At 69.5% G+C, this 18,211-nt stretch carries 10 protein-coding genes and 1 pseudogene; 2 read left to right on the forward strand and 9 right to left on the reverse strand.

Translation table 11 applies throughout. The features are described 5' to 3' along the window. The first annotated feature begins 85 nt into the window (after positions 1-85). Positions 86-1,570: an APC family permease gene (locus LNW72_RS06750; RefSeq protein WP_250974544.1), complete on the forward strand. Its 1,485-nt coding sequence runs from the start codon at positions 86-88 to the stop codon at positions 1,568-1,570. A 51-nt stretch (positions 1,571-1,621) separates the two neighbouring features. After that, positions 1,622-3,268, forward strand: a complete 1,647-nt coding sequence (locus tag LNW72_RS06755; protein WP_250974545.1) for an amidohydrolase — start codon at positions 1,622-1,624, stop codon at positions 3,266-3,268. A 73-nt stretch (positions 3,269-3,341) separates the two neighbouring features. Here the strand turns inward: LNW72_RS06755 and LNW72_RS06760 are convergent. The 9 genes and pseudogenes from LNW72_RS06760 to LNW72_RS06800 form a co-directional block, all read right to left on the reverse strand. Beyond that, positions 3,342-4,255, reverse strand: a pseudogene (locus LNW72_RS06760) (carbohydrate ABC transporter permease). Then, the gene (locus LNW72_RS06765; RefSeq protein ID WP_250974546.1) at positions 4,252-5,235 is read right to left on the reverse strand and encodes a carbohydrate ABC transporter permease; all 984 of its coding nucleotides are present in this window, start codon (positions 5,233-5,235) and stop codon (positions 4,252-4,254) included. The pseudogene LNW72_RS06760 and the gene LNW72_RS06765 overlap by 4 nt, the downstream one beginning before the upstream one ends. Continuing rightward, positions 5,232-6,500 (reverse strand): extracellular solute-binding protein, encoded by a 1,269-nt coding sequence (locus tag LNW72_RS06770; protein WP_250974547.1) that lies wholly within the window; start codon positions 6,498-6,500, stop codon positions 5,232-5,234. The genes LNW72_RS06765 and LNW72_RS06770 overlap by 4 nt, the downstream gene beginning before the upstream one ends. An 872-nt stretch (positions 6,501-7,372) precedes the next feature. Continuing rightward, the gene (locus LNW72_RS06775) at positions 7,373-9,595 is read right to left on the reverse strand and encodes an RICIN domain-containing protein (RefSeq protein ID WP_250974548.1); all 2,223 of its coding nucleotides are present in this window, start codon (positions 9,593-9,595) and stop codon (positions 7,373-7,375) included. Between the two features lie 183 nt (positions 9,596-9,778). Next, entirely contained in the window at positions 9,779-11,392 is a 1,614-nt protein-coding gene (locus LNW72_RS06780; RefSeq protein ID WP_250974549.1) for an APC family permease, read from the reverse strand. A gap of 104 nt (positions 11,393-11,496) precedes the next feature. Continuing rightward, the gene (locus tag LNW72_RS06785) at positions 11,497-14,454 is read right to left on the reverse strand and encodes an NHLP bacteriocin export ABC transporter permease/ATPase subunit (protein ID WP_250974550.1); all 2,958 of its coding nucleotides are present in this window, start codon (positions 14,452-14,454) and stop codon (positions 11,497-11,499) included. A 1-nt stretch (position 14,455) separates the two neighbouring features. Then, entirely contained in the window at positions 14,456-16,732 is a 2,277-nt protein-coding gene (locus tag LNW72_RS06790; protein WP_285369356.1) for an NHLP family bacteriocin export ABC transporter peptidase/permease/ATPase subunit, read from the reverse strand. Next, positions 16,717-17,523 (reverse strand): HlyD family efflux transporter periplasmic adaptor subunit, encoded by an 807-nt coding sequence (locus LNW72_RS06795; RefSeq protein ID WP_250974552.1) that lies wholly within the window; start codon positions 17,521-17,523, stop codon positions 16,717-16,719. Before LNW72_RS06795 ends, LNW72_RS06790 begins: the two co-directional genes overlap by 16 nt. 149 nt (positions 17,524-17,672) lie before the next feature. Next, a complete protein-coding gene (locus tag LNW72_RS06800) occupies positions 17,673-17,909 on the reverse strand; it encodes a type A2 lantipeptide (protein ID WP_250974553.1) in 237 nt (78 codons plus the stop codon). Positions 17,910-18,211 lie beyond the last annotated feature (302 nt).

An 18,211-nucleotide genomic window follows, 5' to 3' on the forward strand; every position in this document is an offset into this window, starting at 1 on the left:
ACAGCATTGACGTGTTAAGAGCCCGCAGGATTGCATGTCGCTCCAACCCAGTCCCGAGCGAAGCGGTGGCCCGATGGCAACAGACATGAGAAGGTCGCTCGGCGTACTGGACGGCGTGGTCATCGCCGCGTCCACCACCGCCGCGACCACCAGCATCGGCCTCGGGATGGGGCTGCTCACCGGGATCGTCGGGCTGCATCTGCCGATCATCATGCTGCTCGCCTTCCTGCCGATCCTGGGCATCGCCGCGGCCTACTCCCGGCTCAACCGGGTCGAGCCCAACTGCGGCAACAGCTATGTCTGGGTCGGCCGCTCGGTCAGCCCCTGGCTGGGGTTCCTCTCCGGCTGGGTGAACGTCGTCGGAACCGTCGTCTTCCTCGCCTACACGACGACCGTGACCGGGTCGGCCCTGATACAGCTCGCCGGCCAGGCGGGACTGCACCACCTGGCCGGACTGACCCTGAATCCCGACAGCACGCTGCAGTCGACGCTGCTCGGAATGACGGTGCTGGTGGCCGCCACGCTCGCCGCCGTCACCGGGGCCGACGTCGCCGCACGGCTGCAGCGCTATCTCCTGGCCTTCGAGTACCTGGTGCTGCTGGGCTTCTGCGGCTACGGCCTGTTCGCCGGCACCCAGCCGTTCAGCCTGGACTGGTTCAACCCCTTCACGATCCCCTCGCTCGCCGCCCTGGCCCAGGGCATGGTGGTGGCGGTGTTCTGCTACTGGGGCTTCGACGCCGCCTTCAGCGTCAGCGAGGAGGTGCGCGACCCGCGGGACGCCTCGCGCAGCGGCCTGATCACGGTGTTCACCATGCTCGGCCTGTTCCTGCTCGGCGCGGTGGCCTTCCAGCGGGTCCTCTCGCACGGTCAGCTCGTCGACAACGGCGCACAGGGGCTGACCTACTTCGGCAACCAGCTGGCCCACCAGCCGCTCGCGGCACTGCCACTGGTCGCGCTGACCTTCTCCGCCGTGGCCTCGCTGCAGGCCGGAGTGATCCCCACCGTGCGCGGGCTGTTCGCCATGGGCCGCGACCGCACCGTCGGCCCGGTCTGGACCCGCATCCACCCGAAGTACGGGACGCCCGCGGCGGGAACGCTGCTCCTCGGTGCGATCGCCGCTGTGGTCGCGGCGCTCTCCCTCGTCATCCCGAAGGTCAGCGAGCTGATCAGCGCCTCCGTCAGCGCCATCGGCATCGTCGTCGCGCTCTCCTACGGTCTGACCGCGGTCGCCGCCGCCGTGCGCTTCCGCGGGCTGCTGCGCGGCACCCTCTGGGAGGGCGTCCGGGCGGTCGTGCTGCCGGTGCTCAGCGCGCTGGTCCTGTTCGCTCTCGCCGGGTACATGTGCTGGGGGTACGCCACCTCCGCCGACCACTTCGCGCTGCGGGCCGACAACGGCTGGTTCCTGCTGCTGATGCCGGTGCTGATGATCCTCTCCGGTCTGCTGGTCGCCGGCTGGGCCAAGTGGGGCCGCAAGTCCCCCTACTTCACCGCCGGCCAGGCCACCGACGCCGACGCGGCGGATCTGCTCTCCGTCGAGCCCACCACCGCCCGGACATCCGCGACCATCTGAACCACCCACCCAACGACCTGAGATCCACCGAAACGACATACGGAGCAGCTCATGACCCACGCCGCAGACCTCGTCTTCACCGGCGGCCCCGCCCTCACCACGGATCCGGCCCGCAGCCGCGCCACGAGCGTGGCCGTGCGCGGCGAGCGCATCGTCGCCGTCGGGCACGACGAAGTGCGCGAACTGGTCGGTCCGAAGACCGAGGTGGTGGACCTCGCCGGGCGGCTGCTGATCCCCGGCTTCCAGGACGCCCACGTCCACGCGGTCTACGCGGGCGTCGAGCTGGGCGAGTGCGATCTGACCGGCACCACCAGCCTTGCCGAGTACCAGCGCCGGATCGCCGCTTACGCCGAGGCGTACCCGGAGCGGGAATGGATCACCGGCAGCGGCTGGTCCCTGGAGAGTTTCGAGGGCGGGGTGCCGACCCGCCACCTCATCGACGCCGTCGTCGCCGACCGGCCGGTGTTCCTCTTCAACCGCGACCATCACGGAGCGTGGGCCAACACCCGTGCCCTGGAACTCGCCGGGCTCACCGCCGGCACCCCGGACCCCTCCGACGGCCGGATCGAGCGGGAGGCCGACGGCGCCCCCGGCGGCATGCTGCAGGAGGGGGCGACCGGGCTCGTCGCGCGGCTGGTCCCGAAGACCACCCCGGCCGACCGGCTCGCCGGGCTGCTCCGCGCCCAGCAGGTGCTGCACGGCCTCGGCATCACCAGCTGGCAGGACGCCATCCTCGGCGTCTTCAACGGCCAGCCCGACCCTTCCGACGCCTACGCGGCCGCCGCCCGCGACGGCAGTCTCACCGCCCGCGTCAACGGCGCCCTGTGGTGGGACCGCTCACGCGGCGCTGAGCAGATCGCCGAGCTGGTCGAACGCCGCGAGCGGCTGCGCGCCGGTCGCTTCAGGGCCGATTCGGTGAAGATCATGCTGGACGGCATCACCGAGAACTTCACCGCCGCGATGACCGCGCCCTACCTGGACTCCTGCGGCTGCGCCACCGCCAACAGCGGTCTCAGCTTCGTCGACCCGGCCGCGCTGCGCGACCACGTCGTGGAGCTGGACGCCCTGGGCTTCCAGGTCCACTTCCACGCGCTGGGCGACCGCGCCGTGCGGGAGGCGCTGGACGCCGTCGAAGCGGCCCTCGCCGCCAACGGCCGCCGCGACAACCGGCACCACCTCGCCCATCTGCAGGTGGTCCACCCCGACGACGTCCCGCGCTTCGCCCGCCTCGGCGCGGTCGCCAACCTGCAGCCGCTCTGGGCCGCCCACGAACCGCAGATGGACGAGCTGACCATTCCGTTCCTGGGCGGCGAACTGGCCTCCTGGCAGTACCCGTTCGGTGATCTGCTGCGGTCCGGAGCCACGCTGGCGGCCGGCAGCGACTGGCCGGTGAGCAGCCCCGACCCGCTGCAGGGCATCCATGTCGCGGTCAACCGCGTCGGCCACGGCGAGGACCGTCCGGCCTTCCTGCCCGAGCAGCGTCTCGACCTGGGCACCGCACTGACGGCGTACACGGCGGGCTCGGCCTATGTGAACCACCTGGACGACACGGGCACGATCCGCGTCGGCGCGCTGGCCGACCTGGTGGTCCTGGACCGGGATCCCTTCGACGGCCCGCCGGAGGCCATCGGTGACACCGCCGTGGCACTGACCTATGTCGGCGGCGAGCGCGTCCACACGGCGGCGGACGCACACTGACGGCCGGCCGGACCGGTCACTCGGCGAGGACGAAGACCGGCCGCCCCGCGGTGGGCCGCTCGCGGTGCTGCGCTCAGCCCTTGCTCGACCCCAGGGACAGGCCCGCGATGAACTGCTTCTGCAGCAGGATGTAGACCACCAGGGTGGGCACGGCCGCGATGAGGGCCGCGGCCGCGATCAGGTTCTGGTCGCTGACGAACTGCCCCTGCAGGTTGGCCAGTGCGGAGGTGACCGGCCGTTTGTCACCCGACGACATCAGGGTGATCGCCCAGAAGAAGTCGTTGTAGATCCAGGTGGTCAGCAAGGTGGCGAGGGCCGCCAGCGCGGGGCGGCACAGCGGCACGGTCAGCTTCCAGAACCGGGTCCACAGGCCGGCACCGTCGACCAGCGCCGCCTCGTACATCTCCTCCGGGATCGACTTCATGTAGTTGCTCAGCACGAAGACGCAGAAGCCCTGCTGGAACGCCACGTTGATGAGGATCAGCCCGAAGGCCGAGTTGTAGAGCAGACCGCTCTCGCTGAGGAACTCCGGCAGCGGGACCTTCAGGAAGAGCCGGTACAGGGGGTGATGATGACCTGCTGCGGCAGCAGGTTTCCCGCGGTGAACAGGATGAGCAGGGCGACGTTCAGCTTCACGTTGACCCGGGTCAGTATGAACGCCACGCCGGTGGACAGCGCGAGGGCGATCACCACCGCCGGAACCGTGATCAGTACCGAGTTCAGGAAGTAGTGCAGCATGTCCGACTGCGTCCACGCCTGCGAGAAGTTCTTCAGCGTGAGGGTGTGCGGCAGCGAGACATAGCCGTACTTCTGTGTCTCGGCGTACGGCCGCAGCGCGATGTACAGGGCGAACAGTATCGGGAGCAGCCACAGCACCGAGGCGCTGACGAGGAAGAGCTGAGCGCTGACCTGCCCCCAGGGGCGGGACTTCGGCCGTTCGCCGGAGCTCTGCTGCGCTGTGACGCGGGGCAGGGTGTCGGTGGTCATGGGGTGTCCTCACGGCGGAACGTCTGGAACAGGAAGATGCTGATCGGGACCAGTGAGATCACCAGGAGCACCACGCCCAGCGCGGATCCGAAGCCCACTCGCTGGGTCTCGCCGACGATGTTGGAGGTGACCAGCACCGAGAGCAGTTCCAGGCCGTTGATTCCCTTGTTGGTGATGTAGACGAGGTCGAACGCGCGCAGCGACTCGATGACGGTGACGACCATGATGACGATGTTGATCGGTTTCATCACCGGGAAGACCACGCGCCAGAACGTCTGCCAGGCGTTGGCGCCGTCGACCTTGGCGGCCTCCCGCAGTGTCGGGTCCACCGCCTTGAGTCCGGCGAGGTACAGGACCATCACATAGCCGGCCTGCCGCCACGTCGCCTCGACCAGGACGGCCCAGAGGTTGAGGTGCGGATCGCCGAGCCAGTCGATGGCGTTGCTGTCGCCGTTGCGTCCGATGACCGTGTTGATCAGCCCGAAGTTCTGGGAGTACATGAACTCCCAGATGATGCCGATCAGGGCGAGCGAGAGCATCACGGGGAGGAAGAGGATGCTCTGGTACATCCGGCTGCCCTTGATGCCGTAGTCGATGACGACGGCGAACAGCATGCCCAACGGGGTGGCGAAGAGGATGAAGACGGCCAGCCAGATGAGGTTGTGCTGGACGGCGGGCCAGAACTCGGGGTAGATCGTGGCGGCCTGGTGGTAGTTCTGCACCCCGTACAGGCAGCCGTTGTTCATGATCGAGGGCACGTTGGGCAGGCACGACTTGGTGCCGAGGCTGCCGACGCCGTTCCACTTGGTAAACGACAGCAGGACGGTGCCCAGTGCCGGGAACCAGATGAAGACCAGTTCTATCAGCAGGGGGATGCCGAGGAGCAGTGCGACGACGAGCTTGTCGCGTCCGGAGAGTTTGCGCACGCCGCCCCGGCGGCGCTGCTTCGCCGCCGGGGGTCGCGCATGAGTGGTCGTCATGAGGTGTAGATGGCCTTCGCCTGGCTCTCCGCGCTCTTCAGCAACGAGGCGATGTTGCCGGAACTCGGGTCCGCGATGAACTTCTGGATGATCGAGATCATGGCGTTGGCCATGGCCGGGTCCGCGTCGCGGTCCATGAACTGGGCGACGGCCTTGCACTTGGCGATCTCGGCGACCGACTTCGTCTGGATCGCGTTGTAGGACGGCACCTTCAGTCCGGTGGCCAGGCCGACGTCCCATTGGTCGGTCTTGAGGAACTCGGCTTCGGCCGCGCCGCTGCCGATGTACTCCAGGACCTTCTTGGCGGCGACGCTGTTCTTGGCCTTCTTGCTGAGCATGAAGCCGTCGGTGGGCGCGTCCATGTAGTCCGTGCCGAACGCCGGGTTGATCTCGGGGAAGACGAAGAAGTCCAGGTCGTCGAGGTTCGCCTTGTCGGTGACGTACTGCGCGGCGACCTGGTTGGTGCCCTGGAACATCATGCCGGCCTGCTTGGTCTCCAGGGCCTTGGCGGCGTCCTGCCAGATCCGGCCGTTGGCGCCGCTCTGCACGTACGGCATCAGCTGGGCCCAGTGGTCGAACACCTGGGTCACCCCCGGGTCGGTCCACGGGATCTCGTGCTTCATGAGCTTCATGTGGTAGTCGTAGCCGTTGATCCTCATGTTGAGGATGTCGAACGTGCCCAGCGCGGGCCAGCCGTCCTTGTCGGCGAAGGCGATCGGGATCATGCCGTCGGCCTTCATCTTCTTGGCCAGGGCGAGGTACTGGTCCCAGTTGGTGGGGACGGTGTAGCCCTTGGCCCGGAACACGCTCTTGTTGTAGAAGACCACCCACGGGTAGTTGTACATCGGCACCAGGTACTGGTGGCCGTCCAGACCGGTCGACAGCTTCTTGGCGGCGGGGCCGAAGTTGCCGCCGATCTTCTCCCAGACGTCGTCGAGCGGCAGCGCGAGGCCCTGGGCCGCGAAGTACTGCATGCGGTAGCCGGCGAACCAGGTGAACAGGTCGTCCGGCGTGCCCTGCAGATAGCTGGTGATGTTGGTCTGGAAGGTGTTGTGGTCGACTGTGTTGATCTTGATCGCCGACCCGGACGCCTTGGTGGCCGCGGCCGCCAGTGCCGCGAACGCGGTCTTCGCGGCGGGGTCCGAGTAGTTGGAACCGAAGGTCACCTGACCTCCGGCAGAGCCGCTGTCGCTCGGCGTGGACGAGGAGCTGTCGCAGGCCGAGAGCAGTCCGCCCGCGACGGAGAGACCTGCGATGCCGGCCATGCCCCTGAGCAGGGTGCGGCGACTCGGCGATGACCCCGGATTGTTGCTGCCCGGCGAGCCGACATCCGACATGGTGCCTCCATGGGTGGTCTGTTGTCTGTGGTCTGCGGTGGTCTGCGGTCACGATGCGGTGCACTGGATGCGGTGCGGCGAAGAGACGGAAGGGGAGGCCCCGCTGGGGGACCTCCTAGCACCTGATGGTTTCGAACAAAATTCAACAGGATTAACCGGGACCTCGCTCGCAGGGGTAGTTCTACGCCCCCTTACCCAGGGGCGTCAACGCTCCACCCCGTTGGTGTTGTGGGACCGTGATGTAGCAGTACGAGCCGCTCCGGACTGCGGAAATCGACATCGGGTGCTCCCCGGAGCGGTCACGGGGGACGGGAACGGGGGCCAGGACACGCCCTGACCAGTCAAACAAGTTCACATACGTTGCTTCAAGATGCACCATAGATCGCGCTTGCCATCCCCGGGCATCCGGGCCGGCCGGGGCGCGCGGCCGACGAGCCCAGGCCGGGCCTGCCCTCCGCCGACGCTTCGGAAGGGCGGTCCGGCCTTCTGCCGGGCGGGCACCGTTGCGTTCGCACATGGCTCGAGGGCGTCACGCCGAGGAGGATCGTCGACAGGAGCCGGCCGCCGGGGCTCGACGCCCCGGAGGGCACGCCGACCGCACGACGGCCCCGCTCCGTGCCGCGACCTCCCCTGGAGGGCCGCACCGGGTCGGGTCCACCGGCCTGAGCCCTCGGTGCCATCCCGTTGAGTTCCGCCGTATTTTGTTGGAACATGCGAGAAGCGCACCCGGTCGGTGGTACCGATCGGGTGCGCTTCCCTGACTCAGTGCGATGTCGGCCGATGCCTGACCCGGTGCGGTGTCAGGCGATGGTCCAGTGCTGCCGCGGCAGATCGGTGTCCGTCTGCTGGGTGACCGTGCCACCGTCGGAGGTCGACGAGGTCGTCAGCAGGAGTCCGCTGTGGACGTTGGTGATCGTGTAGGCGCCGGAGGCCAGCTTCGCCACCCGCCATTTCTGGTTGGCTCCCCCGGTGCAGGTCCACTGGACCACTGCCGTGCCCGGTGCGGTGGCGCCTCCGGCATCGTCGGCGCACAGGCTGGAGTAGGCGTTGACGAGGGTGTAGGAGCCGTCGGACTGCTGGGTGAAGACCCAGTTCTGGTTCTTTCCACCGTTGAGCGACCAGGTGTCGAGCTGGACGCCCGGCTCCGTGTGCCAGTCGGGATCATCGAGACCCTTGCCGGACAGGGAGACCGTGTGCGTGCCGTTGAGGTTGCCCGCGGCCGTGCCGGCGGTCAGGGTCAGGGCCTGCTCGGCAGCGGTGCGTGAGCCGCCGACGGAGTTGCCCGTGCCGTTGGTCCAGGTGCGGGCCGGGGTCGTCTCGGCGGGCCGGCCGGCGTCGGACGACATGCCGAGAACCAGCCCGCTGTAGCGGTTGACCAGGCGGTATGTGCCGGTTTGCGTACCGGTGGTGGTCACGTTGCTGATGAGGAACCACTGCTGGCCGACGGTGGGACCGCCGGACCCCACCGTGGTGGCGGTCGGCTTGGTGGCCCAGGCGCGGTCGGCCGTAGAAGCGGAGTCCACCCCGAGCAGCTGACCGGTGGCGGCGTTGGTGATGCGGAACGACCCGTCGCCGTTGGCGGCGAAGCTCCAGGACTCCCGGCTCGACCCGGTGGCGGCCGTGACGGAGGTGGTGGCCGAGCTGCCGGCGGCCTGGGCGAGGACCCGGCCGGACCCGCTGCCGATCGTGTACGTCTTCGCCGGGTCGACCGGCGAGGGTGCCGGGGCGGACGAGTCGATCGTGAGGTTGACGTACTCGCCGGAAGCGCCGCCGGAGCATCCGAAGGAGCAGTACGAGCGGAAGTTCTTGCCGACGACGGTGGAGCTGGTCCTGTTCGCGCTGTCCAGGAACCACCGGTACCAGGAGGCGGTGTGGTGGCTGCCGGTGTCGCCGATCAGCGTCCACTTCTGCGTGGCGAGGTTGTCGGTGGCGTAGATCTGCTGCGGGGCGTTGCCGCTCTGGTCCACCGCCTGCGGTTCACCGATGTACAGGCCCAGATAGGCGTTGTAGGTGATGTCCATGACGAACAGCGGTGAGGTCGGCGGCATCGTGCCGGCTGCGACCTGCTGGTCCACGCTGCCGGTGTTGGCCGGGTTGTACTCGGCCGATGCGGGGGTGTATCCGGTGCCGCCCGAGGAGGTCACCGGCACCTCGTTGCTCTCCAGGCCGCCCTGGCCGGGCTGCGACCAGGAGCCGTTGTACCACTTCTGCCAGGAGCCGGGCGCCATCTTGGACGAGATGGGAGAGCGGGCCGCGTGGGCGTAGAACGCCTTCCAGCCGCCGCTCTTGTCCACGATGCGCGAGCCGTAGGTGATGTAGAAGTATCCGGACGCGGTGTCGACGAAGAGCCGCTGGTCGCCGTCGCCGTAGTCGTACGTCTGGTTCGGGAACGCCGTGGTGTCGCCCCGTGCGGTGCTGTACGGCGACGTGATCGCGTGGCCCAGGATGTTCCAGACCTTGCCCTGGTTCGTCGAGCGCGCGTAGTCGATCGCGTCGTAGTGCAGGCCGTCGCCGAACGGCTGCGGGGTGAACTCGTTGTGCACCAGGCCGTACCAGTCACCGGTGTCCGGGTCGACCCACACCCCGGTCAGATCGCAGTAGTTCTTGTGCGCGTAGCCCGAGCCCGCGGGCGCGGCGGTCGCCGTCACCCCGGTCGGGCTGTTGTTGCAGCGCCAGGTCGTGTCGTTGTTCCGGTCGCTGGAGTTCGCCGGGTTCACCGCGTCGCTGATCGCACTCGACCGCGCGGCGTCATCGAAGTTCGTACCGGTGAAGAAATCCCAGTAGCGGGGGTCACCGGCACCGTACAGGGCGGCGGACTGCTGGAAGTAGAACGCGCCGTCCTTGTCGATGTAGGGGACCGCGGAGGTGTCGGTCGGATGGGCGTAGGAGGCCTTCGAGCCGACGGAGACCGTGTACGTGGCGCCGGGCGGGACCGCCGACGCCGTTCCCGGTGCGAGCAGGCCGGCTGTCAGCAGCGGGAGGATCACGGCGAGCGCCGCGAGGACTCTTCGGGGACGGGACACAGGCAGTCCTTTCCGTCCGGGTGTGCTGTTCCGGCGGTGGGGGCCGGATCAGGGCAAGCGGGGGGTCGCCCTGATCCCACCTCCTGCGCGAGCCGGAGTACATGTGTTTTCGTTCGCCTCCACTTGGGTTTTCCTCACCAGGTGTGCCCTGTTCAGCAGGGAATGCCCCGTCCCGGGTCCCGGTCAGGCGACCGGGACGGGCGGGGCCGGCTCCGCCCGGAGGTGCGCCGTCCCGGAGCGCACGGCCCAGCCGAACACCGCCAGCGAGACGACGCCGACCACGATCGTGTCGTACGGCGCGGGCAGCCGGCCCGAGCCTCCGAACGTGCCCAGCCAGGACAGCAGGGTCAGCGCGGCCAGCTGGCAGACCAGCCAGGCGCCGTCCCGCAGCTCCTCGCGCACCGGCCGCTCGCCGGCGTCGCGGCGCAGCAGCAGGAACAGCGGCACTCCGGCGAGCACCAGCGGCAGCGCGAGGCGCAGATCGTGCCAGCCCGACCAGTAGACGAATTCGGAGGCCACCACGAAGCTGATCGGCGCGATCCAGCGCACCCCGGGCACCTGGCCGTCCTTGCGGACCACTCCCTGTTCCCGGTCCCGCGCCCGGAACACGGCGACGGCGACCGCGGACGCCGCGTAGATGAGCAGATACATGTCGCCCATCACGCTGACGATGTCCTGCCAGCCGCCGAACGGCAGCATGAACAGGACGATGACGACGAGGTTGAGCAGCAGCGCCCGGTGGGCCGTGCCGGAGCGGGCGTCGATCCGCATGAAGAAGCGCGGCAGCAGGCCGTTCTTGGCCAGGGCGTAGGTGTGCCGGGCGTCGATCGCGACCCCGACGTAGGCCGAGCCGCCCGGCGAGACGACCGCGTCGGCGTAGAGCAGGGTGGCCAGCCAGTGCAGGTTGAGCACCAGGGCGAGCTGCCCGAACGGTGACTCGAAGTTCACGCCCTGCCATCCGTGGCCGAGCAGCGAGTCCGGCACCGTGTAGAGGAAGGCGAGCTGCAGTCCCAGGTAGACCAGCACGGCCAGCCCGATGCCGGTGAGTACCGCGCCCGGCACGTTGCGCCGTGGGTTGCGGGCCTCTCCGGAGAAGTCGAGGGGCGCCTGGAAGCCGTTGACGGAGTACACGATGCCGCCGCTGGCGAGCGCGGTCAGACAGGCCGCGTAGCCGTACGGTGCGAAGCCGCCGTGGTCGGTGAGCCGCCCGGAGTGCGTTCCGGAGAGGAAGAGCGCCACCACGGTGAGGACGGGCACGACGACCTTGAACAGCGACACCAGGTTGTTCAGCCGGGCGAAGGTGCGGACCGCGAACCAGTTGAGCGCGGTCAGCAGGATGCTCAGTCCCGAGGCCACGGCCAGGCCGGACGCGGTCAGCCGGCCGTTGTCGTAGAGACCCGGGAGGTAATGCGCGGCGTACTGCATGATCGCGCTGATCTCCGCCGCCGTGCCGCCGACCGACAGCAGCACCGACCAGCCGATCACGGTGCCGACCAGCCGGCCGCTCGCGTAGAGCGGCCAGCGCACGGTTCCGCCGCCCTCGGGGCGGGTGGCTCCGAGCTCCACCATCACCAGTGCCACCAGGCCGCACAGCAGGCCCGCCGCGACCCAGGACAGCAACGAGGCGGGCCCCGCGGTCTGCGCGGCGAACATGGCCGCGAACAGCCAGCCGGAGCCGAGGATGTTGGAGAACCCGATCGCCGCCAGGCTCCAGAACCCGAGCTCCTTGCGGAGCCGGCGTTCCTCGCTCAGTACCGTGGGGGCCTCCGGAGCCCGCCGTGGCTCGCTCTGCGGCACGTGCACGCACCTCCTCGTGGGACGCGGAACGCTGGGTTCCCCAGCGTGTCACGCCGGTCGCCGCGGATCGCAGAGGATCGCTCCCCAGCGGCCGTGTGGCTCGTTCACCGCATCTGACGGCGCACCAGCTCATGGAACATGCCGCCGGTGTCGGCGAGGAGCTCCGCGGGCGGGCCCTGCTGGAGGACCCGGCCGTCCGACATGACGATCACGCGGTCGGCGTCCATGACGGTGGACAGCCGGTGCGCGATGACGACACGCGTCGAGCGCAGCTTGCGGGTGCTCTCGGTCACGACGCGCTGGGTCTCGTTGTCGAGGGCGCTGGTGGCCTCGTCGAAGAACAGGATGCGCGGGTGGCGGATCAGGGCCTGGGCGATCATCAGACGCTGCCGCTGGCCGCCGGAGACGGTGCCGCCGCCGTCGGAGAGGACGGTGTGCATGCCCATCGGCATGCCCTTGATGTCCTCGGTCAGCCCCGCCATCGCGGCGGCCTCCCAGGCCTCTTCCAGGGAGAACGTCTCGGAACCGCAGATGCAGTCCAGGATCGAGCCGGTGAACGGCTGCGCGTTCTGCAGGACGACCCCGCACTGGCGCCGCACGGCCGCCGGGTCGAGGGCCGTCAGGTCCTGACCGTCGTAGAGCACGCTGCCGGACACCGGCCGGTCGAAGCCGATGAGCAGCCGGAGCAGGGTCGACTTGCCGCAGCCGCTGGCTCCGACGATGGCGACGAACTCGCCCGGCAGGATCCGGAACGACACGTTGTCGAGCACCAGCGGCGCGTCGTCGGCGTACCGGAACGACAGCTGCTCGACCTCGATCTCGCCGGACAGCACGCCCGGCTGTGTGGTGCCGCCGCCGACCTCGGGCACCTCGTCGAGCAGCGGTTTGATCTGCTCGAACAGCGGCAGGACGGAGACCGCGGAGATGAGTGCGCCGGTCAGCTGGGTCACCGACGTCAGCAGCATCGTCACCGCGGTGTTGAAGGTGAGGAAGCTGCTGGCCGACAGGGTCCCGCGGGCCGGTCCTGCGAGCAGCATGAACATGATGAGGGTGCAGAGCGGCAGATAGACCGCGTTGACGACCGTGATCAGGTTCTTGATCCGGCCCACCCGCTGCTGCAGTTCGCGGCTGCGCGCGAACTCGCGGGCCCAGGAGGCGTAGGCGAAGCTCTCCGCCGCGGCGACGCGCAGTTTGGGCAGTCCGCGCAGCGTCTGGAACGCCTGGTTGTTGAGCTTGTTGCCGAGCACGATCAGACGGCGCTGCCAGCGCAGTTGCCACAGCCCCAGGGTGAGGAACACCGCGCCGATCACGGTGAGCATCGCCAGCGCCAGCAGGGCCAGCGTGGGGCTGTACCAGAGCAGCAGGGCGAGGTTCACCACACCGACGGTGCCCGCCTGCACGGCCACCGAGCTGATGCCGGACAGGACGCGGCGGATGGCGCTGATGCCCATGGCCGCGCTGGCCAGCTCTCCGGTGGAGCGCCCGGCGAAGAACTTCGTCGGCAGGCGCAGCAGCCGGTCCCAGACGGCCGGTTGGAGCGTGGACTCGATGCGACCTTCCATGCGCAGGATGGAGATGTTCTCCAGCAGCATGAAGGCGGCCGAGACGATGGTGGTGGCCACGATCGCCAGCGAGGTCTGGACGATGAGGCTGTTCTCGGCGTTCGGTACGTAGACCCCGAGAACCTGACCCGTCGCGATGGGCACCAGCGCGCCGAGGCCGACCGCGACGAGGCCGCCCAGGATCAGGTTGCGCAGGTCCGCCCGGGTGCCGCGCAGACTGAAGCGGAGCAACCGCCAGACGGCTATGGGCTGGTCGGGCAGCGGCCGGTAGAACATGACGGCGCGGGGCTGGAACGCGTCCGCGGCCGCGCCCGCACCCCCGCCCCTGCTCCCGATGCGCGTCCGCTCGCCGGTGACCGGATCCACCGCCTCGTATCCGCCGCGGCGCCACAGCAGCGCTACCGGCGCGCCCGTTCCGGCCCGGTGGCCCAGCAGGGGGCCGGAGTCCTCCCGCCACCAGCGGCCGTCGAGTCTGACCGTGCGGGTGCGGAAGCCCGAACTCACCGCGATGCGCTCGACCGGGCTCGACCGGCCGTTCGACGAGCCGCCGTCCACGGGTGCCGAGACGGTGATCCCGGCCGCGTCGGCGACTCTGCGGCAGGCGGCGAGTGTGGCATCGTCGGTGCCGTCGGCCGGGTGGGACGGGGTCTTCCCTCCCGGCCTGTCGATGGAGGCCAGCAGCGCCTGGTCCGCCTGCGCGCGCACCGTCCGGCCGGCCTTGATGCCGGCCGCCGTCCGGTCCTCATGGGCGCGCTCGACGCGTTCGATCCAGCGGTCCAGCGCGAACAGCAGCCGGGACTGCTGATTGACCACCCGCTGCCACATCGCACCGTCGATGAGCAGATCGGCGGCCGCCTCGCTGCTGAACGCGGCGCCGTACCGCACACTTCCGGGGGCCACCGGCATCCACAGGATGTTGTCGTCGGCCGCTTCGTACTCCGCGGCCGGCTGCGCCGTTCCCGGTCCATGGCCCGGCTGACCGTCGTGGGGGGCCTCGAACAGGACGCGCAGACTGCGCCCGACCCCGCGGGCGAACGCGTCCTCCAGCGGGCTCAGGGGCGCTTCGTAGCCGCCGTACGACTGCTGGTCCCCGTAGCCGTCGTCACCGCCGTACCCGCCTCCGCCGTACCCACCGGGCTCGCCGTACTCGCCGTACCCGGGCCCGAACAGTTCCCGCAGCTGGATCCGGCGCAGTTCGCACCCCTGCAGGGGCCGCCCGACGAGGGTGTGGCGCGGGCCTTCCGCCGGTCCGAGCACCAGGGTTCCCGTTTCGAGCCGGCCGAGGAAGTGCCAGTGCCCCTGGTTTCCGGAGTCGACCGCGAACAGGTCCATCGCCCCGCCCACCACCAGCCACAGCACATGGGGCCCCTCCAGGCTCATGCTGCGGGTCCCGGCGCAGTCGACGGGCTGTCCCAGGCCGCCGAGGGCTCCCACGACCACATCGCCGGGCACGGCGCCCGGCACGGCGTCGGTGACCACGGGGTGCTGGACGGATGTCATCTCAGTGCTCCCTGACGAGCTCGGCGTACGGCCCGCCGGCCGCCACCAGGTCCTCGTGCCGCCCGCGTTCCACGACGGTGCCGTGGTCGAGCACGACGATCTCGTCGCTGTCGCGCACCGTGCTGAGCCGGTGCGCGATCACGACGCAGGCACAGCCCCGCCGCCGCAGATTGTCGATGATCACCTGCTCGGTCTCGGCGTCCAGGGCGCTGGTCACCTCGTCGAGGACCAGGACGCTGGGCCGGCGGACCAGCGCTCTGGCGATCTCCAGTCGCTGCCGCTGGCCGCCGGAGAAGTTGCGGCCGTCCTGCTCGACCCGGCTGTGGATGCCGCCGGGACGCCGGGCGACCGTGTCATGGATGGCGGCGTCCTTGAGCGCGGCGATGACGTCGTCGTCGGGTATCGACGGATCCCACAGCGCGACGTTGTCCCGGACGGTGCCCTCGAAGAGGAAGACGTCCTGATCGACGAAGGAGACCGAGGCGGACAGCGCGCTGCGGGAGATCTCGTCGAGCCGCTGCCCGTCGATGCGGATCGAGCCCTCCCACGGGTTGTAGAGACCCGAGATCAGCCGGGACACCGTGGACTTGCCGCTGCCGGAGCCGCCGACCAGCGCCACCTGCCGGCCGGGGCCGACCGACAGGGAGAAGCCGGTGAGCAGCGGTCTGTCGAGCGGGCTGTAGCCGAAGGTGACGTTCTCCAGCGTCACGTGGCCCTTGAGCCTGCGGGTGCTCGCGGCCGGCTCGCTGCGGGAGTACAGCCCGTCCACCGGGAAGCTCTCGACGTCCTTGAGCCGGGCCACGTCGGCCGCGAAGTCCTGGATCCGGCCGGCCACCCCGTTGAGCCGGGTGACCGGTGCGGTGAAGCTGGTCACCAGCGCCTGGAAGGCGACGAGCAGGCCGATGGAGATATGGCCCTCCACGGCCCGCAGCCCCCCGATCCACAGGATCAGCGCGCTGTTGAGAGCCGCGAGGGTGGGGGCGACGACGGCCAGTACCGCACTGGGCACGCCGAGCCGCTGCTGCCCGTCCAGGGTCGTGGCGTGCTGGCCGGCCCAGCGGCGGAAGTAGCCGTTCTCGGCGCCGGTCGCCTTCATCGTCTCGATGAGCTGGAGCCCGCCGTACGAGGTGTTGGTCAGCCGGGCGCTGTCGGCCCGCAGCTTCTGCGTACCGGTGGCACGGATCCGTACCACCACGCGCATCGCCGCGACGTTGAGCAGCGCGATCAGCACGCCGACGACCGTCAGTTGCGGATCGTAGGTCCACAGCAGGACCGCGTAGAGCACCACGACCACGGCATCCACCCCGGCGGCGGCGAGGTCCCTGGCCAGGGTCTCGGCCACCGTGTCGTTGGACTGCAGGCGCTGGACGAGGTCGGCCGGGTTGCGCTGGGCGAAGAACGTGACGGGCAGCCGGAGCAGATGCCGCATGAACCGGGCGCTGCCGAAGGTGGACGAGATGATGCGGCCGCGCAGCAGATTCGCCTGCTGCACAGCGGTCAGCACGGCGGTCAGCACGACCATCGCGGCCATCGACCCGAAGAGCACCGGCAGCAGCGACGTCTGGTTGCCGAAGAGGAACAGATCGATGTACGTCCGGCTGAGGGCCGGCGCCGAAGCGCCGACGACGACGAGCAGGAAGCTGGCGATCAGTGCTGCCGCCATCGTGCCCGTGGTGCCGCGCAGCCGGGCCGGCAGGGCGCTCATCACCCCGGGCTTGCGGCCGCCGCGGCGGAACCCGCCGCCGGGCTCGAAGGTCAGCACGACGCCGGTGAAGCTCGAGTCGAACTCCTCCCACGACACGAAACGCCGGCCCCGGGCCGGATCGTTGAGGTGGATCCCCTTGCGGCCGAAGCGCCGTCCCATCCCGTCGAGGACGACGAAGTGGTTGAACTCCCAGAACAGGACGGCCGGCGCCCGGACCTCCGCGAGGGCGGCGGGCTCCATCTGCATGCCCTTGGCGTCCAGACCGTATCTGCGGGCCGCCTTCAGCACGTTGCTGGCCCGGGAGCCGTCGCGGGACACACCGCAGGCGATGCGGAGTTCTTCGAGGGGGACGTGCCGGCCGTGGTGGCCGAGCACCATCGCGAGCGAGGCGGCACCGCACTCCACGGCTTCCATCTGCAGAACGGTGGGGCTGCGGACGGTCTTCTGCTTCTTCGCCTTCCCCGGCTTCCTCCGCTTCCGCGGATTCGATGTCGGCGTCTGCGTCGGCGCCGGCGCGTGCCGCCCGCGGCCTGCCGGGGTCGGGCGGTGCTGCGCGCTCACGGAAGGACCCAATCGATCGGATGCTGTGCGGTCAGGTGGACGGCGCCGCCGACCAGCGTCGTGGAATCGATCGGGTACGGCGGTCCGTGCGCCGACGACCAGCTGAAGCCGGACGTGGTGCCGGCCGACCGTTCCAGGGAGACCATGACCGCCACCGGCTGGCCCTGCGCCGAGAACTGCTCGCCCAGCTGACGGTTCCCGAGGAAATCGCTGATCTGCTGCCGGGTCTCGGGATTCCGGCCGATCGCCATGACGCGGCCCCGCAGCACACCGAACCGCTGCGCCGGCACCGACTGGACGGTCAGCTCCACCGAGGCGCCCACCGGGATCGTCGACGCGCTGCCGCCGGGCGCGTACAACACCGCCACCAGTGGGTCGCCGGGCTTGTCCATGCGCTCCACCGTCGCCAGGTCCGCGCCGGTGGCGACGACGGCGCCGATCTTGGCCGTGATCGCGGTCACCCGGCCCGCGGCCACCGTGCGAACGGTCTCGGCCCTCCGGTCCGTGCGTACGGTCAGCAGCGGAGCGCCCGCGGGCAGCGTGTCGCCCTCTTTGGCGAGGGTCGCGGTGATCTGGCCGGCGACCGGACTCTGCAGAAGGTAACTGCCTTCCGCATGCGTCAGGATTCCGGGTGCGTTCAGCTTGGACGACACCGTGCCCGTCACCGCCCAGAAGCATCCGACGGCCATGACGACCGCTGTGACGGTCAGCGCGAGCCAGCCCTGCGGCCGGGCGAGAAGCACCGGTACGTCGAGGTCTTCAGGCGATTGCAGCTTGGACAGCGCCTTTTGGCGGAACTGCACGGAAGTATTCCTTCAACTGCATTCGGGTGCGGCATTCATAGGCCCCGGAACGAGGGGTTCCGGGGCCTATGGCCGACCTTACGATGCGTCAGAAGCACCGCTGGGCCGGGTCATGCCGACGCTATGGCGTCTCATGCAGAACCTGACGGTCAGAGACCGGCGGCCAGACCGTTGACCTGCGCCGGGAGGAGACCGGTGACCGTCGAGAGCGGCAGCGAGACCGGCAGGGCCGACTCGACGGTGCCCACGATGTCGCCGACCGACAGACCGTCGACGCCGACACCGACGCCGACACCGCCGGAGACGTTGTCCAGGTCGCTGTCGGAAATTTCGCGGGTCTCGACCTGGGGGTGAAGTCGTTGCGCATGACTTGCGGTTCCCTTCATAGCTGTGGGGGGTTCATGAATAGCGTCGGCCGGTTCGGCGGAAAGCCGGTACGGCCGGTTCAACGGTCGTCCGATGCCCGAATGATTCGGAAACCCGATTCGCAACTCCCGTATGTCGCAAGACACAACCACGTCAACGCGCTGCCGGGCCACCCTGCCCTTCACAGTGTTTCGGTCGGCGTTTCGGTACCGCGAGACGCTCACCGGCGGCATTGCCCACCGAATGCCGACGAATTCTTCACATGCTGGAAACGGGCCATTCTCACGGGCCGGTCCCTTCGTCGATCCTGATCGGACATATC

The sequence above is a fragment of the Streptomyces sp. RKAG293 genome (assembly GCF_023701745.1).
In the GTDB taxonomy this organism is placed as follows: domain Bacteria; phylum Actinomycetota; class Actinomycetes; order Streptomycetales; family Streptomycetaceae; genus Actinacidiphila.